The sequence below is a fragment of the Bartonella sp. MR90HLJMH genome, from assembly GCF_042194115.1.
GTDB lineage: Bacteria > Pseudomonadota > Alphaproteobacteria > Rhizobiales > Rhizobiaceae > Bartonella > Bartonella grahamii.
The window spans coordinates 47,599-71,229 of sequence record NZ_JBHIMM010000006.1; the positions used below are offsets into that span (position 1 = coordinate 47,599).

A 23,631-nucleotide genomic window follows, 5' to 3' on the forward strand; every position below is an offset into this window, starting at 1 on the left:
CTATGAGAAATGCCATATTGTGTTTTATCATGATTGATTGTAGTAAACCTTTATATCAATTGAATATAATGGGCTGTTATTATACTCATGATAGTATAAGGGAATAAAAATTTCCGTAAACTAAAAGTAAGTATTTTTCTATGTATAAAGAGAGAGAGCTATAGGGATATGAGAGTAATACCCTCATGATATTTTACAACCTTCCATCGCCTGTAAAATTTGCAGTAGCACCAATGTTGGATTGGACAGACCGACATTGCAGGTTTTTTTATCGTCTTTTAACGAAAAAAGCACTCCTTTATACGGAAATGATGGTAGCAGATTCTATCATTCATGGTGTTCGCAAACAATTGTTGGCTTTTAGCGATAAAGAACGCCCAGTTGCATTACAATTAGGGGGGGCAGATCCGAAAAAGTTAGCAGAAGCTGCACGAATTGCTGAAGATTTTGGCTACAACGAAATAAATCTCAATGTCGGTTGCCCATCAAATCGTGTTCAAGCTGGTGTCTTTGGGGCTTGTTTGATGCTACATCCAGACATTGTGGCAAATGCCGTGGAAGCGATGAAACGAGAGGTTACTATACCAGTAACTGTCAAATGTCGGATTGGAGTGGACGAACAAGATGAAGAGTTAGCGTTAGATCTTTTGGCTAATCAGGTTTGGAATGCTGGATGTGATGCGCTCTGGATACATGCACGCAAGGCATGGCTACAAGGATTGAGTCCGAAAGAAAATCGCAATATTCCGCCCCTTAATTATGAAAGGGTTTATAAATTAAAACGTAAATATCCTCATAAATTCATTGGGATAAATGGTGGAATTAAATCGATTGATGAGATCAAAGAACACTTAACTTTCTGTGATGCTGTCATGCTTGGTCGCCAAGTTTATCATGATCCAGCTTTGTTAAAACATATTGATTTTGAACTCTATGATGAGGCGCAAAATAATCTGAGTGAGAGTGATCTTATTGAGGTTATGTGTGATTATGCGGCTCGACATATTGCATCGGGAGGGCGGCTTTCTCATGTGACGCGTCACATGATTGGTTTATTTCATGGGCGGGGTGGGGCACGTCGATGGAGGCAAATATTATCAAATGACGCAACAAAACCAAATGCAGATATATGTATTTTAAAAGAAGCTTTTTATGCTCTCATTTAATAACAGCCTGACAATTAACATATGTTAAAATTGAGATCCTTTGTGTTTTGATTTCTTTATGATCATTTTGATCCCTTCGATTTTATAAGTTTCTGAAAATTTGCAACTTTTGTTATAGAAGGAATGTTAGAATTTATATATTAAACAACATGCTGATTGCTCCTATTTAATAGAGAAATAGGTTAAGAGCATAATGTAAAAATAGTAATAACATATTGATAATATTTTAAATCTTTCATGTTCGTTATTTGATTAGAAAATAGAAATCATTGCTTTCATAATATTTAACGTTTTTTAAGCACTGTTTAAAAAAACAATAAATTATTCATATCCTGTATATATGACGTGATTTTCATAAACATTGTAGATTTTAAAAGGTATCCTTATGACCGCTAGTCCATTTGATGATTTTCGTGCTTTGCTTACAAATTTACCTGTTGCTGATGAGTTTTCTATAATCTTGGCAAAAAAACGGCAAAAAAACTTAACAAAAGAGCAAGGAACATTGGGAAAACTGGGAGATATTGCTGTTTGGTATGCGGGATGGAGGGGCACAGAAAAACCTATCGTAACGCGACCTTTGGTCGCTATTTTTTCTGGAAACCATGGTATAGTAGAAGAAAATGTTACACCATTTCCACAATCGATGACACAAAAGATGGTGCAAAATTTTGCATCTGGTGGAGCTGCTATTAATCAAATTTGTATTGCTTATGATCTTGGATTAAAAATATTTGATTTAGCATTGGAATATCCAACAATGAATATTACGAAGGATGCTGCAATGGATGAGCGGAGTGCAGCTGCTACAATGGCATTTGGAATGGAATCCATTGCGGGTGGGACAGATCTTTTATGTATTGGAGAAATGGGAATTGGAAACACAACAATAGCTTCAGCTTTATGCTTAGCATTGTTTGGAGGAGAAGTGGAAGAATGGACAGAAAATGGTAAGGAATCAGAAGGTGATTTTTATCAGCGTAAAATCGCAGCGGTTAATACAGCTATTTCTTTGCATAAGGATTATTTTAATGATCCTTTTGAGATAATGCGTCGCTTAGGAGGACGTGAAATTGCTGCTATGGTTGGTGCTATTTTAGCAGCAAGAATAGAAAAAATACCCGTGATTTTAGACGGTTTTGTGGCAACAGCAGCTGCTGCGGTCCTTTATAAAATGCATCCAAAAGCTCTTGATCATACCCTTGTTGGACATGTTTCTTCTGAGGCAGCTCATCGTAAACTTTTAAAAAAAATTGGCAAAGAACCACTTCTTGATTTGGGGATGCGTCTTGGTGAAGGGACAGGAGCAGCTATGGCAGCTGGTATTGTCAAAGCTGCTGTTTTAACACATGCACAAACGGTGGTTTTTTAACAAGAAAGTTTGAATGCCTAAAAGATAATGAGACGATATAAAAAACTCTTAAGAGTTTTGTTCATGCGTCTTGTCGTGTAATTTAATATAATTAAGTGGAAGTTCCGTTGTATATTTAATCTGTTCCATTGCGAAAGAAGATGAGACATCACGGATGTCAATTTTAGAAATTAATTTTTTATAAAAAAGATCATAAGCTTCAATATTGGGCACAACAACACGCAATAAATAGTCAATATCTCCGCTCATTCGATAAAATTCTATGACTTCACGGAATTCTTGCACAATTTTTGAAAAACGCTTAAACCATTCATGGCTATGTGTGTTTGTGCGAATAGACACAAAAACAGTGACATGCGCATTTACTTTTTCTGGAGAAAGAACGGCAACACGACGCTGAATGACACCATCTTCTTCAAGTTTTTGAATTCTACGCCAGCAAGGAGTGGTCGAAAGTCCCACTTTTTTAGCAATATCAGCAACAGAAAGTGTCGCATTTTCTTGCAAAAGATGTAAAATTTTTCGGTCAAGACGATCCATATTTTTTCTCAATATTTTAATTTATAAAAATTTACGCACTAAACGACGCAGATATACAATAAGCTCATCGTTAAACCATGGGTTTTTCTGTAACCAAGAAGTATTTCGCCATGATGGATGAGGCAAAGGCATAACATTATAGCCTTGAGGTTGGGGGATGGAAAGAATATTTCTCCAATCACTAACGGTTGCTGAAACAGTTTTATGTTTTAATTCTGTAATATGCCACTTTTGCGCATAACTGCCAATAGCAAGAACAAGCTTTATTTGAGGCATCGCTTGGAATATCTTTTCATGCCATATTTCTCGACATTCACGCCTTGGTGGTAAATCAGCTTTATTGTTGTCATAACCTGGAAAACAAAATCCCATAGGAACAATAGCAAAAAGAGATTTGTTATAAAATTCTTCTTTCGTTACCCCCAGCCAATCACGCAGCCTTTTGCCAGAGTGATCATTAAAAGGGATAGAAGTTTCATGGACACGCAATCCTGGTGCTTGTCCTGCAATTGCAATCGAAGCCGTATCGGATAAATAAACGACGGGATTTGGTTCGTGAGGAAGAGGAGGAAAATAATGTGGTTGTTGGATACAAACACGACAGGAATAGATTTTTTTTCAAGTTTGATAATCTGTTTACATCGTTTCATTGGTCAATGAAATTAAAAAATATTTTTCTTATTCAGTGCGAGGATTTGTTTTGCGCCATTCTCGCGGTCGTTGAAAACTTGATGCCCATATTCCTTTTTTTTTCTTTCTAGCTTCTTGTTCTTCTTTAGGGTATTCATAATAACTTACAGCCCAACCATTATGTACAAGCGTTGCATTGATATTGCTAACTTGTTTTGTTTTACATGTTGCAAGAACACGACGGTATTGATCTATTTTATGCCAGTGACATGTAACAGTTTGATTGTCTAGTAGTTGTTCTAAATATTTTTTAGCCTCAAGTCCACAAGGGTAGCGTTCCTTCTTTTTTCCACAAAATTGGTGGAGTTCAGGAGCATCAATTCCAACCAGTCGAATCTTAATTGAAGAAATCATGATAGAATCGCCATCAATGATTACTGCATTTCCTTTAACAGAGTTTTGAGAAGAAAATTTTTCTTTTTGAGGCAACGGCTGATTCTGCTTAAAATAAATTGACATAAAAACAAGAATGCTAGCTGCAACAAAAATATTGAAACCAGTGATTTTTTTTAAGCTTCTTAGATTAAAATGAGAATTTTTTTTCATGAAACCAAGAAACTGCTAACATTATTATAACGCACTCTATTTTAGTATTGCTTATAATTCGTCCGAGAAATTTTATTCATATGACGAAACAATGTTTCGTTTTAATGAAAAAATTTTCGTTAGATATCACAATAATCAAATATTCATGTAGAATATATGTAAGCAACTTAAATAATAAATCAACTTATTCAAAACCGTACAAAACATACAAATTTTAAAGTAAACTTTTTAAACTTAAGGAAACAAAAAAACGCCCCTCAAAAAATAACTTTGAAGAGCAATATCCCCACATTTCTTTTGGAGTATAACATCTATTTATTTAATTTTTGTTTCTTTAAATTCAACGTGCTTTTTTACAACTGGATCATATTTACGCTTGCTCATTTTATCTGTCATTGTACGGCTGTTTTTCTTTGTTACATAGAAAAAACCGGTATCTGCAGTTGATAAAAGCTTGATCTTAATGGTTGCTGCTTTAGCCATAATGTAAGAACCCTATTTATACTGAAAAAATATTATTTTGCTATCAAAACCTATTTCTGATGTCATCAGATTCTCCAGCAACACTACGGATGTTCTCAAAAAAGTCAAGAGCTGATTAATTTTCTCATAAGTTGGACAAACACCAAAGTGATATATAAACTAAAAAAACAGCCATAGCTATTGAAAAACCGAAAGGATTAAAGATATCCATGGATTTTCCGATAAAGGTCGGCCCGATAAGCATACCAATTCTATAGCAAAAAATAAAAGCAGAATTAGCAGTAGCTAGTTCTTGTCCCTTGAGACGTGCCCCTAGATGTGCAAGGCCGATTGTATAAAGGCTCGCTGATACACCACCAAGAAGGAACAGATCAAGCATCAGAATCCATGGATATTGAATGATCCATGGTACCATGAAAGTTCCCAAAAAACCTAAGATAGCGCAACTTATCAGCGGATAGCGTCGATCTTTGGCATAATCGCTTATATACTCCTAATGCTGATAGGAATTAAGAGGAAAACATTTCCGAGCACAAGGGTTGCCATAAAGTGTGCTGCTTCATTCTCATTATAACCAATGGATAAACTAAAGGGTGTAATAAGAGTTAATGCGCCCATTTGAATAGCACCGTAAACAAGTACTGCCATCATTGCGCTTGGAACGTGAAAAAGATAACGAAAAAATGGTGTATATTGGCTTTTTTGAAATTCTGGACTTAATTTCAAGCGGCAAGAATTGGGATAGCAGCCAATATAATAAGACTATAACCAACAGCAAAAGGAATAAAACCTTGTGTTCCCACTTTTGCTAATAGCATTGGACCTACCGCAAACCCTAATCCTAGGACAATAGCATAAATGGAAAGAACAAAACCACGTCTTTTAGGGGGAGCATAACTGTTGATCCAAAACTCTGATAGGATAAACATAACTGTCATAGTAAAATGTAATATAAACCTTAAAATGAACTAAATCCATATGGATTCAAAAAAATAGAATCCTAAAAAACTTAAAGATCCTATGGCCATCATAAATAATATCGTTTTAGAAATGCCTAAGCATAAGGCGATTCGAGAAGTAAAAATAGCTGCAACAATTGTGGCAAATCCACCAACAGTTCCACTATAGCCGATCATACTATTGGAAATACCTTTCTCTGCCATAAGAAGAGAGAGAGACAAGTTGTGTTCCTATTCCCAATGCTGTTCCAACGGTGCCAATAGTTACAATAGCTACAATAATTGCACGCAAAGAATTGTTTTGAGAGTCAAAAGCTTTTTTTTCATGAGAATGGCTTAAGGTACTTTTGTTGATTTAAACAATAAAAAGATGAGCTGAAATGAAAGGGAGACCAAACTATTCTTTGCAGTTTTTCTCATTCCCTGAGTATAAAAAACTGCAAGATTTTTATGTGGTTATTATAGAGATAACAATAAAATTCATCCTCTTGTATACTAAAAAAAGAAGATTGTACACGTTATATAATATAAATATTATATAAGTCATTTCTTAACTTGAAGTTATTATTTTTTATTATTCATATTCTATTTAATGGAGGACAAGAAGCTTAATTTTTTCTTTTCCCATAAAAGGTATGCTTTTGTTTTTTTAATTTGTTTTTATGGTAGGATGTCGGTGAAAATTTTATTGGACGAGGTTTTGTTAAGAGTTCAAAGCATAAAGCGCCAGCAAAAGGTTGTACCGTTATAAGTTTTACTTCTACAACATCACTGAGCTGATAGCCTTTATGGCTACGCTGTCCTACAAGAACATGTTGTGCTTCATCAAAATGATAATAATCATTTTTAAGTGTAGAAATATGGACAAAACCATCTGTATTGAGTTTATCAAGTGAGATAAAAAGACCTGCTTTTGTCACTCCGGAAATGCGACCTGTAAAAATACGGCCGATTTTATTCGTTAAATAGTGAGCAACAAGCCGATCAATAGTTTCCCTTTCAGCCATCATTGCACGGCGCTCGTATAAAGAAATTTGCGTAGCAATTTCTGCAAGATTTTGTTCTTGTGTATCTGTTAATTGATCATTTCCTAATTTCAGCGTTTTAATGAGTGCTCGATGAATAATAAGATCAGCATAACGACGGATGGGGGATGTAAAATGTGTATAGTTATGTAGGTTTAAACCAAAGTGGCCGATATTTTTTGGATTATACTCAGCTTGAGATTGTGAGCGCAGAATAACTTGGTTGATCAATTCTTTTTGTGGTGTATTCGTCACTTTTGCCAGAATGCTATTAAGGCGCGCTGAGGTAAGTTCGCTTCCGCGGGAGAGTGGTATCCCCAAACTTTGAAGAAAGCTCCGAAGTATTTCTTGCTTAGCAAGAGAAGGTTTTTCATGAATACGATAAATGAGGGGCTGGTGATGTTGTTTTAATGTTTCAGAAGCTGCAATATTGGCTTGTATCATAAACTCTTCAATTAAACGATGCGCTTCTAATTGTGTTTCACTCACAACATCTTTTATGCATCCATTTTGATCAAGAATAATCTTTTTTTCTGCAATTTCTAACTCTAGTGGTTGGCGACGATTTCGCGCAGCTTTAAGGCATGCATAGGCTTCCCATAAGGGTTGCAAAATGCTCTCAAAAAGAGCGGCTGTTTTTTCATTTATATTCCCTTCAATTGCCAATTGTACTTCTTGATAAGAAAGTTTGGCTCTTACACGAATCATAGTACGATGAAAACTATGTTTTCGTTTATTACCGTTTGCATCAAAAATCATACGAACGGCTAAAGCTGGTCTTTCTTTTCCTTCACGCAGAGAACATAAATCATGAGAAAGGCGTTCAGGTAACATTGGCACAACGGTATCGGGAAAATAAACAGAATTTCCGCGTTTCAATGCTTCTTTATCTAATGCGCTTCCTGTTTTGATATAGTAAGAAACATCTGCAATGGCCACAATAATAATCCAACCATCATTATTTGCTGGGTCCTTATCCTTGGTTGCATAAACTGCATCATCATGGTCTTTTGCATCTGGTGGATCAATTGTAATAAATGGTAATTGTCGCCAATCTTCACGATTATCCATATTGGCAGCTTTGATATGTTTGACTTGCTCAAGAACACTTTCAGGAAAAATATAAGGAATTCCTTTCGAAAGAAGCGCTATCATTGAGAGTGTTTTTTCACTCTTAATATGCCCTAAAACATTCTTTATTTTTGCGCTCTTTAATCCGTAACCAGTATTTTTTTTAATTTCGACTTCAACGAGATCACCAATTTCAATCTTCATTTCTGGAGACATTTCAACAATGAGTTCACTGGTTTTGCGGTCTATAGGATCAAGGCGCCATTGATTATTTTCAAATTTTCGTACAACAGCAAATGCGCTTTTGGGAGATACATCAATTTTACGAATAATTCGTCCCATATAAGGGGGGCTTGAGCTTTCAGAATTTTTATTTCGAAAAACTTTTACAAGAATATGATCTCCAACACCAATGCTACTTCCTTTTATGTGATGAAAAGAGTGTATTTCAATATTGGGCTTTGGAGAATCTTCCCATTCAAGAGGTTGTGCAATAAAACTCCCATCTTTATCACGTCCGCTAATTTTTACTAAAGTAACAGGAGGTAATTTTCCTTTGTTTATTGCTCTTTTGCGTTGTTTAGAGATAGGATTTTGATCCTTTAACTCACGTAATATATCTCTAAGCCAAATACGGGAATCGCCTTTTAAGTTAAAAGCTTTGGCGATTTCTCGTTTACTTGAGTGGTTAGGATTCTCATTTATAAAGAAAAGGATTTCTTCCTTATCGGGAAAATTTTTCCCCTTGAATGAAGAGAGATATTTTATGTTTTTTTCACCTTTAGCCAAAATTTATGTCTCTTTTATTTTTGCTTTTGTTTTAGAAGAAGCTCTTTTTGAAGTTGTTTTTTTACTCGATGCTTTAGCCGATATAAGTTCTAATGCCTCTGGCAGTGTTACACTAATGGGATCTTTATCTTTTGGCAATGTTGCATTAATTTTACCCCAATTAACATAAGGACCATAACGCCCGTTGCGCACGGTAATGGTTCCTCCTTCGGGATGCTCTCCTAATGTTGCCAATGCTGCAGGTGTTGTTCTGCTTTGCTTGGTTTTGTTTTCTTGTTGCTCTGCCAATACTGTAACAGCGCGATTGATACCAATATCAAAAACTTCATCTGCATGAAGAAGGCGCGCAGATTTTCCGTTATGGCTAAGATAGGGACCATATCGTCCAATCGTAGCTGTGATTGTTTTTCCAGTTTCAGGATGAATGCCAATTTCACGGGGAAGGGATAGTAAGGCCAAGGCTTTATCAAGGGTTACGTTTTCTGCCTGCCATTCTTTTGGTAGTCCTGCACGCTTAACTTCTTTGCTTTCACCAAGTTGAATATAGGGACCAAACCGACCATTACGAAGAGAGATATCTTTTCCTGTTTCAGGGTCAATACCAAGGATAACAGGTTCATCATTGCGCACAGCTTCATTCTCTTCTCCAGTATCTGTACCGAGTTGGCGTGTGTACTTACATTCGGGATAATTAGAACAGCCAACAAAAGCACCATAACGACCGAGTTTTAATGATAATTGACCATTTTTACAAAGAGGACAGGAACGCACATCACTTCCATCTTCACGTTTAGGAAAGGCGAGAGGTGCTAATGTTACATTTAAAACATCAAGAACATTGGTTATACGGAGTTCTTGGATATTGCTAATAGATGCATTAAATCCATCCCAAAAATCTCGCAATACGTCTTTCCAAGAAAGTTTTCCATCAGAGATAAGATCCAGCTTTTCTTCAAGATCTGCTGTGAAACCATATTCTACATAGCGATTAAAAAAATTTTCAAGAAAGGCTGTAACAATACGTCCCTTAGCATCGGGAATAAGCTTTCGTTTATCAATTACAATATATCCACGGTCACACAATGTCGCCAATGTGGAGGCATAAGTTGAAGGACGACCAATTCCTAACTCCTCAAGCTTTTTAATTAATGAAGCTTCAGAATAACGAGAAGGGGGCTCTGTGGTATGCTGTGCAGATTCAACTTTTTCTTTTGTAAGTGCTTCACCAGTGTTTATTTGTGGTAAACGTGTTGTTTCATTTTCTTCATTATTTTCTTCGTCTCGTTGATCGGTGTAGACGGAAATAAAGCCATCAAAGCGAATAACAGATCCTGTTGCTCGTAGATTTGCACGGTTTTCTCCTTGCTGTGCTTCAATTTCAACAGTTGTGCGTTCAATTTCAGCAGAACGCATTTGGCTGGCAATAGCACGCTTCCATATCAGCTCATAGAGCTTTGCTTGATCGCTATCAAGAAAATTACGGACTTGACTAGGATTGCGTTGAAAATCTGTTGGACGGATCGCTTCGTGTGCTTCCTGTGCATTTTTTGCCTTTGTTGAATAAAAACGTGGTTTTTCAGGAATATAGTCTTTACCGAAAGTTTCATGAATAACTTTTCGTGCTGAATCTATAGCCTCTGGTGCTATTTGCACACCATCGGTACGCATATAAGTAATAAGCCCTGCCGTTTCACCATTAATTTCAATGCCTTCATAAAGCTTTTGGGCAATTTGCATAGTGCGAGAAGCTGAAAATCCTAATTTTGAAGAAGCTGCTTGTTGTAGTGTGGAGGTTGTAAATGGAGGAAGAGGATTTCTCTTTGTAGGTTTTGCTTCAACACTGAGTGTATGATATTGGGCTTTCTCCAACATAAAGCGAATTTGGTCTGCTTGTTCTTGAGATTGAATATCAAGCTTGCCTATTTTTCTTTGATTAAACATTGTCAATCTTGCTTGGAAACTATCATTTCGGATGGTTTTTAACTGTGTTGTAACGGACCAATAATCTTCTTTGATAAAATGTTCTATTTCTGATTCACGATCACAAATAATACGCAAAGCAACCGATTGAACGCGTCCTGCTGAACGTGCACCAGGGAGTTTTCGCCATAAAACAGGTGAAAGTGTAAAACCAACGAGATAATCAAGTGCGCGACGTGCAAGATAAGCATCTACAAGTGATGTATCAATATCACGTGGATTGTTCATAGCATCAAGCACAGACTTTTTTGTGATGGCATTGAAGACAACTCTTTTAATAGGTTTATCTTTTAAAACTTTTTTTTGACGAAGAACATCCAGAATATGCCATGAAATAGCCTCCCCTTCACGATCAGGGTCTGTTGCTAATATAAGGCTATCGGCTTCTTTAACGGCTTTTGCTATTTCATTTAAACGTTTAGCGGCAGAAGAATCTATATCCCATTTCATAGAAAAATCTTGATCCGGTAAAACAGAACCATCTTTTGCAGGTAAATCACGAACATGTCCAAATGATGCGACAACTTTGTATTGAGACCCAAGATATTTATTAATTGTTTTTGCTTTTGCTGGAGATTCAACGATAACGATATTCATAATTTTACCCAAATATTGAAATAAAAAACTTTTTTATAAACGCCTTTTACGCGAATAGCTAATGACAATTGCTTAAGAGCACATAAAAAAATATTAGCCATATAAAAAACATGAATATTGTACAACTTATGATTGTTATTATTAGAATACACCCTATATAGAATTACACGATTTATTTTCCACTGTTATTACAAAAACATACGACGAAATACTAAGATAACGTCTATTGAGAGGTAGGAGGGGAAATGCTCAAGGATAGAGGATTATGTTTATAAATCATTTAAAAGTTATCCAATATATTACAGACATGTCTAAGCAAATGAATCAGATGGCGCGTCAGGCGCATAGTCCGCTTTTAGCATTGCTTTTGGATATGGTTGCCAAAGAAGGGCAAAGCATTATTAATAGTGCTGAGGCTCTTGGGGAAGATCAAGATTCGACAATGACACACAACCACCAGAGTGTCGAATAAGCTTTCCAGCAAGCTCGAGTTCTACCAACAAGAGGTAGAGAGTTGGAAGTGAAACACCTGTGTGGGTGCTGAGAGTGTCTAAATCGATTGGCGTTGTTGAAAGAGCGGAGAGAACTGCTGCACGTGCTGCATCATCACCTGCTAAAGAGGGACCGCTGTTTTTTTCATCTGCTAAATTGAAATTCTCCTTTTCAAGTTGTAAAGAGGATGGTTCCTCAAAAAAATTGAGTTGCGAATTTGGAAGCGGTGAAATTAATGGCGTAAGTGTTTCTATGATGTCAGAAGGATGTGTGGTGAGTAGAGCACCGTCCTTGATAAGATTGTTTGTACCAACAGATCTTGGATCAAGTGGTGAGCCGGGAATGGCAAAAATTAACCGCCCCATTTCAGCTGCTTGACGTGCGGTAATTAAGGACCCTGAGCGCAGGGCTGCCTCTACAACCAAGAGACCAAGTGATAGAGCTGCAATAATACGGTTTCTTCTTGGAAAGTCGATAGCACGCGGCTTCCAAGAAATGGGCATTTCGCTGATGATGGCTCCACCATTGGCGATAATATCTTCATGCAACTTTTTATTTTCAGGAGGATAGATATGATCAATTCCCCCAGCCATAACTGCAACAGTTCCTGTTTTTAAACTTGCTTGATGCGCAACGCTATCAATTCCACGAGCGAGCCCAGAAATTGTTACAAAGTCTGCTTCTCCGAGAAAACGCGCAAATTGAGCCGTAAGCTTTTTTCCCGCAGCTGAAGCATTTCGAGAACCTATAATTCCAATAGAAGTTTTTTGAAAAATTGAAACATTACCTTTGATAGCAATAAGCGGCGGAGGGGCTTCTGTAACCTTAAGAAAAGCTGGATAATCTGGTTCTCCCATACCGATAAACCGAACACCTAATCTTTTCGCTTTTTGTATTTCTTTTTCTGCATCTTCTAAGCTTGCTATTTTAATAGATACAGAACCACCGCCTTTTCTACTAAGCTCTGGCAGCGCTTCCAGAGCATTTTCTGCTGTTTTATAATGATCAATGAGATTGCGAAAACTCACTGCTCCAATATTTTCACTACGCAACAACCGTAACCAATTTAGACGTTGACGATCAGTGAGCAGGATTCCTTTATTTATCCCCGTTTTGAGTCCCAATCTTACTTTCTTCCCCAATTAATAATCTACCGATATTTGCGTAATGCTTTATATACACAAATATGCTCATCACAATCAGCATAAAATAGAAATAAGGATCGGAAAAGTAAAAAACAAATATCGCAGTTATAACAACAGAAACGAGTGCGGATAATGAAGAATAGCGTGTGAGGAGAAAAATCGTTATCCATACAATAATAAAAATAATTGCTGCAGGCCAATAGATTCCTAAGCAGATCCCTAGATAGGTAGCAACACCTTTGCCGCCTTTAAATTTAAGCCATATGGGGAAAAGATGCCCTAAGAAAACAAAAAAACCTGCTAGAGAAACAAGGATACTATTGTCTAGCGGATCACTAAAAAACTTTATAACGAAAACAACGATAGTTCCTTTCAACATATCACAAAGAAGTGTTAGAGCAGCAAGTTTTTTATTTCCTGTTCGTAAAACATTTGTAGCTCCAATATTGCCGGAACCAATTGTTCTCACATCGCCAAGTTTGGCTAATCTCGTAAAAAGAAGACCAAATGGAATCGAGCCAATGATATAAGATATGAGGAAAATAAACCATGGAGTGGACTGAAAAAATATTTCTGCTTCATTCATTAAAAATCTCATTAAGTTTGTTGATCAAGTTTAAAAACGGTTTTCCCTTTCACAATGGTCTGGAGCACGCGTCCTTGAAAACGTGCATTCTCAAAAGGGGTATTTTTTGAACGTGAATAGAGCTTCTCTTTCGAAACAACCCATGGTTCTTCAAGATCAACCACAATAAGGTCTGCATGAGCACCTTTCTTCAGTGTTCCTGCATTGAGTCCAAAGAGCTTTGCAGGCGCCGTTGACAAAAGTTCAGTTATCCGTAGAAGAGATAGGCTCTCATCATGATAAAGGCGTAAGGCTGCACTCAATAAAGTCTCCATACCAATAGCGCCAACTGCTGCGTCATTAAATGGTAAATGTTTTGTATCTTTACTTTGAGGATCATGAGAAGAGACAATAACATCTATAGTCCCATCCTTTATTGCTTCAATCATTGCTATACGGTCTTCTTCTGTACGCAATGGGGGCATTAAGCGAAAAGAGGTGCGATATTCGCCAATGTCATTTTCATTGAAAGATAAATGATTAATAGATACACCCGCTGAAATTTTCTCACTGCGTTTTTTACCTAAACGAAGTGCATCAGCAGAGAGTGCTGTTGATATTTGAGCGGCATGATAGCGTGTTTGCGTTAATACTGCTAATCGCAGATCCCTTTCAAGTGGGATAACTTCTGCTTCGCGGGGGATGCCAGAAAGACCAAGCCAACTGGCGAGCAGCCCTTCATTCATCACACCTTGTCCTGTAAGATCTTTATCTTGCGTTTCATGCATCAATGGAACATCAAAATCACGCGCATAAGTCATTGCACGTCGCATAACAGATGAACTTTGAAGCGTTTTTTTTCCTTCATAAAAGGCAACAGCTCCTGCATCTTTTAGTAAGCCGAATTCCGCTATTTGCTGTCCGTTGAAACCTTGTGTGATCGCAGCAACGGGATAAATATTGACCGATGACTTTTCTTGTACTGTATGCCTAATAAATTCAACAAGTGCCACATTATCAATGACTGGACGCGTATCTGGCATCATGAGGAAAGAAGTAATACCACCTGCGGCGGCGGATTGACTTGTTGATGCGATTGTTTCACAGTGTTCATTCCCTAATTCTCCAACAAAAACGCGCGCATCAACAAGGCCAGGGAGAATTGCTTTGTTTTGTGCGTTAACAATTTCTGCTTCTTCTGGGAAACCCTGATTCAGAGCATCTTTTCCAGCGGCTATAATCCGTCCATTTTCAACAATAACTGTACCAATTTCATCGACTGCGCGTGAAGGATCAATAATACGAGCATTTTGAAAAACAATTGGTTTTATCATTTTTTTTCTCCACTGATCTTTGCGCGTGAATCTAATAAAGCCTCCATGACCGCCATACGCACTGCAATTCCCATTTCTACTTGTGTATGAATCATACTTTGTGATCCATCTGCTATGTCAGATGCAATCTCTACACCACGGTTTATTGGGCCAGGATGCAGAATAATGGAATCATTTTTGGCATAGGCTAAATTTTCTTTATGTAAGCCAAAATAATGGAAATATTCATGCGTAGAGGGAATAAAAGAACCTGTCATCCGTTCATGCTGTAAGCGTAACATCATGATAACGTCAGCATTTTTAAGACCTTCTTTCATTGTGTTAAAAACCTCAACACTCATATGAGTGATTTCTGCGGGTAAGAGTGTTGAGGGAGCAACAACACGAACACGAGCACCCAAAGCATTGAGACTCAGGATATTGGAACGGGCAACACGTGAGTGTAAGATATCTCCACAAATCGCAACAGTTAATCCTTCAATACGACCTTTTGCTCTTTTAATGGTTAGAGCATCTAATAAAGCCTGTGTTGGATGTTCATGAGCACCATCACCTGCATTAATGACACAACAATCAACTTTTTGCGCTAATAAAGCTGCCGCTCCTGCACTGTTATGGCGAAAAACCAGTATATCCGGCTTCATCGCATTGAGAGTTGCAGCTGTATCAAGTAATGTTTCTCCTTTTTTTACAGATGAGTTGCCGATCGCAAGACTCATCACGTGTGCACCTAGCCTTTTACCCGCTAATTCAAAAGAAGATTGTGTTCGCGTAGAGGCTTCAAAAAAGAGATTAATTTGAGTCCGTCCATGCAAAGTAGATTTTATTTTATCAATTTTGTTAGAAAGGATAACATTTGCTTCTGCACGATCAAGCAATGTATTAAGATCTTGTACACTTAGATCTTTAATAGCTAAAAGATGTTGATGAGGGAAAAGTGGAAAAAAATTATCTTGAATCATAGCATTCTTCTTTATCTCTCTCTAAACAGGTTAAACAAGCATTTGTTTGAATATGATAAATGTTTCTTAACTCTAAAAAGACAAATAGTCTATGATATGAATGGTTTGAATGTAGGAATATACCTATGAGTGCTGTATCTGCGCAAAATAATCGTCGAAAAAATACATTTCTTAGCGATACGCTTATGTTTCGTATTGCCTCTACTTTGCCTAAGTTTTTGTTAGCAAGTTTTGAAGAAATAGGAGATTTTGCAGCGAGTCGAGAAGCATGGAAACTCTCTTGCTTGGCAAATCATTATAAGCCTTTATTGTGTTATAATGATGAATGGGGGCAACCGACGGAAAAATTAGAGATCCATTCTTCCTATCAAGCTCTTCAACAATATTCTAGACAAGCTGGTTTGGTTACCTCACTTTGGGAAAATACGAGCTCAGAAAATGGAGTACGCTATCAAGCGCGTGCGATTCGTTTAGCTTTATCTGCTGGTTTAGAAACAGGACATTTGAATGAAGTTATCATAACGAGTGCAGCTATTGCTGTGTTAATTAGTGATATTGAGCTCTTCAAAAAATGGCAAAATGTACTTTTATCACGCCAATATGATTCCTCATCAAAGCCTATTCATCATAAAAAGGCTGCTTCTCTAACTTGTGCATTTGATGATATTGAAAAATACGCTTTTAATTTTCCAAGTGTTAAGAAGATTTCTTTCGATGAAAGTATGGAACGTGATCTATATCGTTTAAATGTTGTAAAAACCAATGTTATTAATCCTACCGCTGACGGATATCTTGTTAGTGCAGATTTAAATGGTCATTTAAGTTGTTTTTTTATTCCACGCATACAAGAAAATGGCGCATTAAATGGATTTATATCGATTCGTCATTTAATTCAGCGTTCTGGAGAACTTTTAACACCAGAGGGGGTTGTTGATTTCCAAGGCAGTTATGGTTGGCTTTTGGGAAATGCTGGAGAAGGGCTTAAAGTTATTAAAGATATCGAGACGATGATGCGTTTCGATCAATCAGTAATATCGGCAGGTGTTTTGCGAGCGGCTCTTCAATTTGGCATAGATTTTTTCCGGAAAAAAATGCCCAATCAACCTTTACCACCACTGACAGAACGTATTTTTGCAGATATTGCATTAGATATAGCTGCTTCACAAGCATTGGTTTTGCGTTTAGCGAGAGCATTTGACAATGCAGCAAATGACCGTTCTGAAGCAGCTTTTGCCCGCATTATGACACCTATTATTGCTTATCACGTAAGTCAATTGGTTGTGCCTATTATTGGCGAAATTATTGCACAACTTGGTATTGAAAGTTTTATAGAGAATAATCCATTATCGCAAATGTTGCATAATGGGCCTGCACGAATTGTGAGAAATAGTTCTGCTAATCAATTGGTAAAGGATGCCATTCTTATTGCTGAAAAAGCACCGGGACTGTTTCAGAAATTGTTAGAAAAAATTGCTCTTGATATTGGACCAGCGGGACCACGAGCAATTGAAATTATTAAGTCAGCAGGTGATATGGCATCAGCAAATGAAGGTGCAGGAAGGTTTTTTGTTGAACAGGTAGCCTATGCAGCAGCAGCAGCAGCATTACGTTCTACAGACATAGAACATGTTGCAAATGCCTATATGGAAAGCCGTCTTGGGGGACAGTGGAGATCTTCCTACGGGATGCTCATTGCACGATATAATGCAGGGCATTTGCTCAATGTCCTCTATCCTTCCATATGATGAAAGTTTTGAATTCTATTGAGAGCACCTTGCAATATAAAAGCAGCGGCTGCCGAATCAATTCGGCTTGCTCTTTTAGCGCGCGATACATTCATTTCTAGAAGAGAACGCTCTGCAGCAATTGTTGACAAACGTTCGTCCCAAAAAACAAATGGAATTTTTGTATAAGCTTTCATATTGCTCACAAAAGCTCTGGTTGCTTGAACACGAGAACCGCTGCTCCCATTCATGTTAAGGGGTAAGCCGATGATAATAACGCCTACATTTTCACGGTCAAAAGTTTTAATAAGTGTGTAAGCATCTTCTGTAAATTTTTTTCGCTGTAGTACAGGACGCGGATTTGAGACAGTCAGCCCCATATCAGAAATCGCAATTCCGATAGTTTTTGTCCCTAAATCTAAGCCTGCTATTGTTTGTCCAGGCAAAAGATGTGTCATAACTTCGTTTATATTAATAACGGTCATAAGGGTATAATGCGTTTTTTAATGTTTCAGATCTAATGGTTATATTCTTCATTCATGTTATCTAATATTCTTGCGCTTGCAAGCTCAGCCTTGTATAGCCAGAATAAAGATTAATAAAAACAGAAAGGCGTAAATAGTATGTCTGTTGATCAAGAGACCGTCAAGCGGGTCGCACATTTAGCGCGGATTGCTATCCACGATGATGAGATAGAACCTGTGACAAAAAAATTCAATGCTATTTTAGGTTTTGTAGAGCAATTGAATGAAGTTGATGTCAGTGGAGTTGAGCCATTAACATCTGTGATGCCGATGACTCTACGAATGCGTGAAGATAGTGTTACAGATGGCGATAAAGCAGCAGATATTGTAGCCAATGCCCCTGTTACAGAAGAAAATTTTTTTCTTGTCTCAAAAATTGTTGAGTAACTTTTTATATTTTTGAAATTTGAGAACCAATATGACCGATTTAACAACCCTCACAATTGCGCAAGCTCGTGATTCTCTAACAAAGAAAAATCTCAAAGCAACAGAATTAACGGAAGCTTATTTACAAGCAATAGAATCAGCTAATCCAATTTTGAATGCTTATGTAACAATAACAGCAGAACAGGCAATGAAAATGGCTGTTGAATCAGATAGTCGCTTAGCGAGAGGGCAGGGAGGGCTTTTAGAAGGAATTCCTTTGGGGATTAAAGATCTTTTTGCAACCTATGGTGTTCATACTCAAGCCTGTTCACATATCCTTGATGGTTTTAAACCGCATTATGAATCAACTGTCACGGCTAATTTATGGCAAGACGGTGCTGTAATGTTAGGAAAACTTAATATGGATGAGTTTGCTATGGGCTCATCCAATGAAACATCATATTATGGTCCCGTTATTAATCCGTGGAGAAAAAAAGACTCGAATGAAAAACTCGTACCCGGTGGTTCTTCGGGAGGATCTGCTGCCGCTGTTGCTGCACAAATTTGTGCCGGTGCAACTGCAACCGATACAGGTGGCTCAATACGTCAACCAGCAGCTTTTACTGGAACTGTAGGAATAAAGCCAACTTATGGACGTTGTTCACGGTGGGGCGTTGTTGCATTTGCTTCATCCCTTGATCAAGCTGGACCTGTTGCTAGAGATGTTCGTGATTGTGCTATCTTACTAAGATCAATGGCCTCTTTTGATGAAAAAGATTCTACTTCCGTGAATTTACCAGTTCCTGATTATGAAAGTTATCTTGGTCAATCAATTAAAGGAATGAAAATTGGTATCCCAAAAGAATATCATATGGATGGAATGTCTCCAGAAATTATTGAGCTTTGGAAAAAAGGCATAAGTTGGTTAAAGGAAGCAGGAACTGAGATTAAGAACATTTCTTTGCCCCATACAAAATATGCTCTACCTTCTTATTATATTATAGCTCCTGCAGAAGCCTCTTCTAATTTAGCACGTTATGATGGTGTGCGTTTTGGTCTACGCGTGCCTGGAAAAGACATCATTGAGATGTATGAAAACACGCGCTCTGTTGGTTTTGGTGATGAAGTCAAGCGACGTATTTTGGTTGGGACTTATGTTCTTTCATCTGGTTATTATGATGCCTGTTATCTAAGAGCTCAAAAAGTAAGAACACTCGTAAAACGTGATTTTGATCAATGTTTTGCTTCAGGCATTGATGCTATTCTAACACCAGCAACACTAACACCTGCCTTTGGTATTGCTGATGAAAAAATAAAAAATGATGCTGTAGCAATGTATCTTAATGACATTTTTACGGTACCCGTTAATATGGCTGGTTTACCAGGAATTTCTGTTCCTGCAGGTCTGTCATCAAATGGTTTGCCTCTAGGATTGCAATTGATTGGTAAACCTTTTGCTGAGGAAGTCATTTTTCAGATAGCGCACATTATTGAAAAAGAAGCAGGGATATTCAGTGCAGAAAAATGGTGGATGTAATAATCAAACTTCGTAAAGGAGCATTTCTCATTGAGGATGAGAAATGCTTTTTTAAAAGGTGGAGTGATGAACTCTATTTCCTCAATTCGTAGTCTTTATCCACCAAGATAGGCTTCTTTAACACGCGAATCAGAGAGCATAGTTTTACCTTCACCGTGAAATAAAATATGCCCTACCTCTAAAATATAAGCATAGTCAGCTATAGAAAGCGCAGCAAATGCATTTTGTTCAATAAGAAGAACAGTTTTTCCCATCTCATTAATTTTTCTAATAATCGAAAAAATTTCTCGAACGAGAAGCGGTGCCAACCCCAACGATGGTTCATCTAATATGACCATATCAGGATTGCTCATGAGTGCACGACCCACAGCAACCATCTGTTGTTCACCACCTGACATTGTTCCTCCTAACTGTTTTGCTCTTTCACGTAGACGCGGAAAAAGATCAAATATCCATTCAATATCACGGGAAATTCCCTGCTTATCGTGACGAATATAAGCGCCTAGATGAAGATTCTCTAAAACAGTGAGATGGGGCATGATACGGCGTCCTTCAGGACTTAGAGCAATACCTAATCGCAAAATCTCTTCTGGTGATTTTTTAATAATAGATTTGCCATTATAGGTAATTTTTCCATAAACAGAGCGATTAAGTCCTGTAATAGAACGTACAATACTGCTTTTTCCTGCACCATTGGCTCCAATTAAAGTGACAATACTTCCCTTTTTTATGGACATAGAAAGATTTTGGACAGCTTTAATGGCGCCATAATGAACGTAAAGATTTTTTATTTTAAGAATATCCATAAACATCTCCGCCAAGATAAGCTTCAATAACTTTAGGGTTATTACGAATTTCATCTGGTGTACCATTGGCAATGCAACAGCCATATTCCATAACCAAAATATGTTGGCAAAGCCCCATAACCACTTTCATATCGTGCTCAATAAGAAGAATTGTAAGATCAAAGTCTTTTTGCACTTTTGCTATGAATTTTCTAAGATCCTCACTTTCTTGTGGATTCATGCCAGCAACAGGTTCATCAAGAAGAAGCAATTTGGGCTTTGTGGCTAACGCGCGTGCAATTTCTAGACGTCGTTGCACACCATAAGGTAAAGCTGTTGCCGATTGATTGGCAAGGTGATCAAGTTGTAGCTGTTCAAGGAGCTCCAAGGAATTTTTATAAACTTCCTTCTTTTCTTTCATTGCTTTTGAAAAAAATAGAGCTGAAGAAAACCAAGGATATTTTTGTCGAACATGCGCTCCTACCATAACATTCTGCAAAACCGTTAACCCTGAGAAAAGACGAATATTTTGAAATGTTCTGGCAATATGGCGTCTACAGATAATATAAGGAGGCGCTCCAGAAATTTTTTGCTCATCAAAAAGAATGACGCCGCTTGTAGGAGCATAAAATCCAGAAATCATATTGAAAACTGTTGTTTTTCCAGCGCCATTGGGACCAATTAATCCAGTAATACTTCCTCGTTTAATTGCCATATTAATATTATTTACAGCAACTAATCCGCCAAAACGCATTACAATATTATTGAGTGAAAGGATGGTGTCGTTCATAGCTTTCCCTCAGTATTAGAAAGCTTTTTGCGTGTCAAAAAGCTATAAATTCCATTCCATGAGAATTCTCGTTGTCCCATCAACCCTTTTCTCCAAAACAAGATAATTACCAGCAATAAAAGAGAAAAAACAACCATGCGAAGTCCTGGTGTTTCTGGGATATGTATAAAACCTAAGTCAAATGGACTTTCAATAATACGAAGCCATTCAAGCATAACTGTAATAATAATGCTGCCAATAATGCTTCCTGTAATTGAGCCGAGACCACCAGCAACTACAATCATCAAAATATTAAAAGTTAGAAGAAAATTAAACATTTTGGGATCAATAGTTGAAATAAGAGCAGCCATTAATGCTCCACCTATACCTGCAAAAAACGCTCCAACAGTAAAAGAAAAACTACGGTAGAAAAAAGCGTTAATTCCCATAGTTTTCGCAGCAATTTCATCATCACGAATGGCACGTAATACGTTACCAGTATTGCTTTGCAGTAAAAGGACAATAAAGAGAACAGTAAATGCTAACCAACCATAGTTCCACCATAATGTTGCATTTTGAGGTATTCCCTTGATACCTAAAGAGCCATTTGTAAGCGATGTTGCGTTCGTAATGACAATGCGAATAATTTCTGCAAAACCCAATGTTGCAATTCCAAGATAATCACCACCAAGACGTAATATTGGCAAAGCAATCAATAAACCTACAACTGCAGCACATATACCACTTATAACAACAGCGACAAAAAAAGGTAATTGCAGATGATACAATGGTTCAGCGATAGGCTCCAGAATCCACATCATTTCTTTTTGTTCAGGGGAAAGAAGTAAAATTGCGCAAACATAAGCACCAATAGCCATAAATCCAGCATGTCCAAGAGAAAACATACCTGTGAAACCGTAAATCAAATTAAGCGAAATTGCTAATATCGCATTAATAGCAATCAGATTTATGATACGAAGCGTATAGTCATTAAAATGGCTATCAGCATAAAATAAAAAACCTATGAGAACTAAAACACTTATACAAGATAAAACAGTTGTCACTGACTTTGCCATTAGATTTTCTCCTGACTTTTTTTACCCATTAATCCTGTGGGCAATATCAATAAAATCAGAATCAATAAAATGAAAGCGAAGGCATCTCGATATCCAGATAGCGCGGGGAAAAATGCGATAATCATAATTTCAATAAACCCTAATAACAATCCTCCCAACATTGCTCCTGGTATCGAACCAATACCTCCGATAACAGCAGCGATAAATGCTTTGAGACCAGGAAGAACGCCCATATAAGGCTGAATTTGAGGATAACGTAAAGACCACATAATACCTGCTATAGCGGCAAGAGCTGAGCCTATTCCAAATGTAAATGCAATAACTTTATTGACAGACACACCCATCAAACGCGTCGTTTCAATATCATGGGAGATTGCACGCATAGCAAGACCCGGTTTTGTTTTATGGATAATCCATAACAGTAAAACAATAAGAATCAATGACACAACGGGAACGATCAGAGACATGGGAGCAATTCTAATGATACCATCTGCTCCTGATCCTAAATGCCATAAAAATGGTGTTACAAGAAAATCTGGTTGTTTTACACCTTTCGGAACACCACTAAAGAGTACAGTAGAAAGATTTTCAATAAAAAAAGAAACACCAATTGCACCGATAAGCGCCGAGATACGCGGAGCATGGCGTAGAGGTTTATAGGCAAGTTGATCAACAATAATACCCACTGCACTTGTAATAAAAATGGAAAAACAAAGAGCTAAAACCCAAATCGGGGTAAAATCTTGTGGAGAAATTTTAAAATAATAAACAAAACCTAACGCAAGGATTAAAAAAACAGCAATCCAGTAAATTGAAGGGCGCCTTTTAAACCCTATAAAGACCGAATAATAAATAAGAGCCGCGAGAAACAAAAGAAGAAGTGCTGCCCAAGCAGGCATAAAGCTAATTGTGGAAAAGAAAACAAAATATGCTCCCAGCATAAAGATATCACCGTGAGCAAAATTAATGAGTCTCAGTATACCGTAGACCATGGTGTAACCAATAGCGATAAGCCCATAAAGAGATCCCAATGCCAGTGCATTAAAAAAATACTGGATGAACATTTCAGTGCTCATCTCTCATCCTTCCACATTTGTTAATTTACATAGGATAACAAGAAATTTCTAAGTTTTT

24 protein-coding genes and 1 pseudogene are annotated in these 23,631 nt (G+C 37.4%); 6 read left to right on the plus strand and 19 right to left on the minus strand.

Annotated elements, in window-relative coordinates; translation table 11 throughout:
• Positions 1-185 precede the first annotated feature (185 nt).
• Together dusA and cobT are read left to right on the plus strand one after the other, a co-directional pair.
• Complete coding sequence (gene dusA, locus ACFIJ9_RS05385) at positions 186-1,166, plus strand: tRNA dihydrouridine(20/20a) synthase DusA (protein ID WP_375636069.1); 981 nt, start codon at positions 186-188, stop codon at positions 1,164-1,166.
• A gap of 385 nt (positions 1,167-1,551) precedes the next feature.
• Positions 1,552-2,538: a nicotinate-nucleotide--dimethylbenzimidazole phosphoribosyltransferase gene (gene cobT / locus ACFIJ9_RS05390; protein WP_375636070.1), complete on the plus strand. Its 987-nt coding sequence runs from the start codon at positions 1,552-1,554 to the stop codon at positions 2,536-2,538.
• Positions 2,539-2,586: 48 nt separating this feature from the next.
• Here cobT and ACFIJ9_RS05395 read toward each other — a convergent pair whose 3' ends face one another.
• The 10 genes and pseudogenes from ACFIJ9_RS05395 to topA form a co-directional block, all read right to left on the minus strand.
• Complete coding sequence (locus ACFIJ9_RS05395; protein ID WP_015856433.1) at positions 2,587-3,078, minus strand: Lrp/AsnC family transcriptional regulator; 492 nt, start codon at positions 3,076-3,078, stop codon at positions 2,587-2,589.
• A 21-nt stretch (positions 3,079-3,099) separates the two neighbouring features.
• Positions 3,100-3,728 (minus strand): annotated as a pseudogene (locus tag ACFIJ9_RS05400) (uracil-DNA glycosylase family protein).
• A gap of 28 nt (positions 3,729-3,756) precedes the next feature.
• Positions 3,757-4,314, minus strand: a complete 558-nt coding sequence (locus tag ACFIJ9_RS05405) for a thermonuclease family protein (RefSeq protein ID WP_375636071.1) — start codon at positions 4,312-4,314, stop codon at positions 3,757-3,759.
• 315 nt (positions 4,315-4,629) lie between these two features.
• Complete coding sequence (gene rpmG, locus ACFIJ9_RS05410) at positions 4,630-4,797, minus strand: 50S ribosomal protein L33 (RefSeq protein ID WP_004864083.1); 168 nt, start codon at positions 4,795-4,797, stop codon at positions 4,630-4,632.
• A gap of 124 nt (positions 4,798-4,921) precedes the next feature.
• Complete coding sequence (locus ACFIJ9_RS05415) at positions 4,922-5,212, minus strand: hypothetical protein (protein WP_375636072.1); 291 nt, start codon at positions 5,210-5,212, stop codon at positions 4,922-4,924.
• A gap of 68 nt (positions 5,213-5,280) precedes the next feature.
• Positions 5,281-5,523, minus strand: coding sequence for a hypothetical protein (locus tag ACFIJ9_RS05420; protein ID WP_375636073.1), 243 nt, complete (start codon positions 5,521-5,523; stop codon positions 5,281-5,283).
• Positions 5,520-5,735, minus strand: coding sequence for a hypothetical protein (locus ACFIJ9_RS05425; RefSeq protein WP_375636074.1), 216 nt, complete (start codon positions 5,733-5,735; stop codon positions 5,520-5,522). Before ACFIJ9_RS05425 ends, ACFIJ9_RS05420 begins: the two co-directional genes overlap by 4 nt.
• Positions 5,736-5,765: 30 nt before the next feature.
• Positions 5,766-5,978, minus strand: coding sequence for a hypothetical protein (locus ACFIJ9_RS05430; protein ID WP_375636075.1), 213 nt, complete (start codon positions 5,976-5,978; stop codon positions 5,766-5,768).
• A 386-nt stretch (positions 5,979-6,364) separates the two neighbouring features.
• Complete coding sequence (gene rnr, locus ACFIJ9_RS05435) at positions 6,365-8,641, minus strand: ribonuclease R (RefSeq protein WP_375636076.1); 2,277 nt, start codon at positions 8,639-8,641, stop codon at positions 6,365-6,367.
• Positions 8,642-8,644: 3 nt separating this feature from the next.
• Complete coding sequence (topA, locus tag ACFIJ9_RS05440; RefSeq protein ID WP_375636077.1) at positions 8,645-11,218, minus strand: type I DNA topoisomerase; 2,574 nt, start codon at positions 11,216-11,218, stop codon at positions 8,645-8,647.
• Between the two features lie 265 nt (positions 11,219-11,483).
• Between topA and ACFIJ9_RS05445 the strand changes: the two genes are divergently transcribed.
• Positions 11,484-11,690, plus strand: coding sequence for a hypothetical protein (locus ACFIJ9_RS05445; protein ID WP_005773510.1), 207 nt, complete (start codon positions 11,484-11,486; stop codon positions 11,688-11,690).
• On the opposite strand, the gene dprA is transcribed toward ACFIJ9_RS05445, so the two are convergent.
• From dprA to ACFIJ9_RS05465, 4 genes are read right to left on the minus strand one after another with little or no spacing between them, the layout of a single operon-like run.
• Positions 11,620-12,834, minus strand: a complete 1,215-nt coding sequence (gene dprA / locus ACFIJ9_RS05450) for a DNA-processing protein DprA (protein ID WP_375636078.1) — start codon at positions 12,832-12,834, stop codon at positions 11,620-11,622. The two genes, ACFIJ9_RS05445 and dprA, sit on opposite strands and share 71 nt — an antisense overlap.
• Positions 12,809-13,441, minus strand: a complete 633-nt coding sequence (plsY, locus tag ACFIJ9_RS05455) for a glycerol-3-phosphate 1-O-acyltransferase PlsY (protein WP_375636079.1) — start codon at positions 13,439-13,441, stop codon at positions 12,809-12,811. Before plsY ends, dprA begins: the two co-directional genes overlap by 26 nt.
• A gap of 11 nt (positions 13,442-13,452) precedes the next feature.
• Complete coding sequence (locus tag ACFIJ9_RS05460; protein WP_375636080.1) at positions 13,453-14,754, minus strand: dihydroorotase; 1,302 nt, start codon at positions 14,752-14,754, stop codon at positions 13,453-13,455.
• Positions 14,751-15,716 carry an aspartate carbamoyltransferase catalytic subunit gene (locus ACFIJ9_RS05465; protein WP_375636081.1) on the minus strand — a complete coding sequence of 322 codons (966 nt, stop codon included), beginning with the start codon at positions 15,714-15,716 and terminating at the stop codon, positions 14,751-14,753. The genes ACFIJ9_RS05460 and ACFIJ9_RS05465 overlap by 4 nt, the downstream gene beginning before the upstream one ends.
• Positions 15,717-15,841: 125 nt before the next feature.
• Here ACFIJ9_RS05465 and ACFIJ9_RS05470 point away from each other — a divergent pair, with 125 nt between their 5' ends.
• A complete protein-coding gene (locus ACFIJ9_RS05470; protein ID WP_273787944.1) occupies positions 15,842-17,461 on the plus strand; it encodes an acyl-CoA dehydrogenase family protein in 1,620 nt (539 codons plus the stop codon).
• Here ACFIJ9_RS05470 and ruvX read toward each other — a convergent pair.
• Positions 17,446-17,925, minus strand: a complete 480-nt coding sequence (gene ruvX, locus ACFIJ9_RS05475; RefSeq protein ID WP_375636082.1) for a Holliday junction resolvase RuvX — start codon at positions 17,923-17,925, stop codon at positions 17,446-17,448. The genes ACFIJ9_RS05470 and ruvX overlap by 16 nt on opposite strands.
• A gap of 138 nt (positions 17,926-18,063) precedes the next feature.
• On the opposite strand from ruvX, the gene gatC reads away from it, so the two are divergent.
• Both gatC and gatA read left to right on the plus strand, forming a co-directional pair.
• Complete coding sequence (gatC, locus tag ACFIJ9_RS05480) at positions 18,064-18,351, plus strand: Asp-tRNA(Asn)/Glu-tRNA(Gln) amidotransferase subunit GatC (RefSeq protein WP_015856421.1); 288 nt, start codon at positions 18,064-18,066, stop codon at positions 18,349-18,351.
• A 31-nt stretch (positions 18,352-18,382) separates the two neighbouring features.
• Complete coding sequence (gene gatA / locus ACFIJ9_RS05485) at positions 18,383-19,867, plus strand: Asp-tRNA(Asn)/Glu-tRNA(Gln) amidotransferase subunit GatA (protein ID WP_375636083.1); 1,485 nt, start codon at positions 18,383-18,385, stop codon at positions 19,865-19,867.
• A 95-nt stretch (positions 19,868-19,962) separates the two neighbouring features.
• Here the strand turns inward: gatA and ACFIJ9_RS05490 are convergent, their stop codons facing one another.
• Genes ACFIJ9_RS05490 through ACFIJ9_RS05505 form a run of 4 tightly spaced genes read right to left on the minus strand, consistent with a single transcriptional unit; the run spans position 19,963 to position 23,573 of the window.
• On the minus strand, positions 19,963-20,673 hold the full coding sequence (locus ACFIJ9_RS05490) for an ABC transporter ATP-binding protein (RefSeq protein WP_015856419.1): 711 nt from the start codon (positions 20,671-20,673) through the stop codon (positions 19,963-19,965).
• Entirely contained in the window at positions 20,660-21,442 is a 783-nt protein-coding gene (locus ACFIJ9_RS05495) for an ABC transporter ATP-binding protein (RefSeq protein ID WP_015856418.1), read from the minus strand. Before ACFIJ9_RS05495 ends, ACFIJ9_RS05490 begins: the two co-directional genes overlap by 14 nt.
• Positions 21,439-22,497 carry a branched-chain amino acid ABC transporter permease gene (locus ACFIJ9_RS05500; protein WP_273787947.1) on the minus strand — a complete coding sequence of 353 codons (1,059 nt, stop codon included), beginning with the start codon at positions 22,495-22,497 and terminating at the stop codon, positions 21,439-21,441. Before ACFIJ9_RS05500 ends, ACFIJ9_RS05495 begins: the two co-directional genes overlap by 4 nt.
• The gene (locus ACFIJ9_RS05505; protein WP_273787948.1) at positions 22,497-23,573 is read right to left on the minus strand and encodes a branched-chain amino acid ABC transporter permease; all 1,077 of its coding nucleotides are present in this window, start codon (positions 23,571-23,573) and stop codon (positions 22,497-22,499) included. Before ACFIJ9_RS05505 ends, ACFIJ9_RS05500 begins: the two co-directional genes overlap by 1 nt.
• Positions 23,574-23,631: the final 58 nt, after the last annotated feature.

Bases quoted from the DNA above. Each gene is read 5' to 3' on its own strand.
- dusA (WP_375636069.1), top strand. From the start codon at position 186: ATGATATTTTACAACCTTCCATCGCCTGTAAAATTTGCAGTAGCACCA.
- cobT (WP_375636070.1), top strand. From the start codon at position 1,552: ATGACCGCTAGTCCATTTGATGATTTTCGTGCTTTGCTTACAAATTTA.
- ACFIJ9_RS05395 (WP_015856433.1), bottom strand. From the start codon at position 3,078: ATGGATCGTCTTGACCGAAAAATTTTACATCTTTTGCAAGAAAATGCG.
- ACFIJ9_RS05405 (WP_375636071.1), bottom strand. From the start codon at position 4,314: ATGAAAAAAAATTCTCATTTTAATCTAAGAAGCTTAAAAAAAATCACT.
- rpmG (WP_004864083.1), bottom strand. From the start codon at position 4,797: ATGGCTAAAGCAGCAACCATTAAGATCAAGCTTTTATCAACTGCAGAT.
- ACFIJ9_RS05415 (WP_375636072.1), bottom strand. From the start codon at position 5,212: ATGGTACCATGGATCATTCAATATCCATGGATTCTGATGCTTGATCTG.
- ACFIJ9_RS05425 (WP_375636074.1), bottom strand. From the start codon at position 5,735: ATGACAGTTATGTTTATCCTATCAGAGTTTTGGATCAACAGTTATGCT.
- topA (WP_375636077.1), bottom strand. From the start codon at position 11,218: ATGAATATCGTTATCGTTGAATCTCCAGCAAAAGCAAAAACAATTAAT.
- ACFIJ9_RS05445 (WP_005773510.1), top strand. From the start codon at position 11,484: ATGTTTATAAATCATTTAAAAGTTATCCAATATATTACAGACATGTCT.
- plsY (WP_375636079.1), bottom strand. From the start codon at position 13,441: ATGAATGAAGCAGAAATATTTTTTCAGTCCACTCCATGGTTTATTTTC.
- ACFIJ9_RS05460 (WP_375636080.1), bottom strand. From the start codon at position 14,754: ATGATAAAACCAATTGTTTTTCAAAATGCTCGTATTATTGATCCTTCA.
- ACFIJ9_RS05465 (WP_375636081.1), bottom strand. From the start codon at position 15,716: ATGATTCAAGATAATTTTTTTCCACTTTTCCCTCATCAACATCTTTTA.
- ACFIJ9_RS05470 (WP_273787944.1), top strand. From the start codon at position 15,842: ATGAGTGCTGTATCTGCGCAAAATAATCGTCGAAAAAATACATTTCTT.
- ruvX (WP_375636082.1), bottom strand. From the start codon at position 17,925: ATGACCGTTATTAATATAAACGAAGTTATGACACATCTTTTGCCTGGA.
- gatC (WP_015856421.1), top strand. From the start codon at position 18,064: ATGTCTGTTGATCAAGAGACCGTCAAGCGGGTCGCACATTTAGCGCGG.
- gatA (WP_375636083.1), top strand. From the start codon at position 18,383: ATGACCGATTTAACAACCCTCACAATTGCGCAAGCTCGTGATTCTCTA.
- ACFIJ9_RS05490 (WP_015856419.1), bottom strand. From the start codon at position 20,673: ATGGATATTCTTAAAATAAAAAATCTTTACGTTCATTATGGCGCCATT.
- ACFIJ9_RS05495 (WP_015856418.1), bottom strand. From the start codon at position 21,442: ATGAACGACACCATCCTTTCACTCAATAATATTGTAATGCGTTTTGGC.
- ACFIJ9_RS05500 (WP_273787947.1), bottom strand. From the start codon at position 22,497: ATGGCAAAGTCAGTGACAACTGTTTTATCTTGTATAAGTGTTTTAGTT.
- ACFIJ9_RS05505 (WP_273787948.1), bottom strand. From the start codon at position 23,573: ATGAGCACTGAAATGTTCATCCAGTATTTTTTTAATGCACTGGCATTG.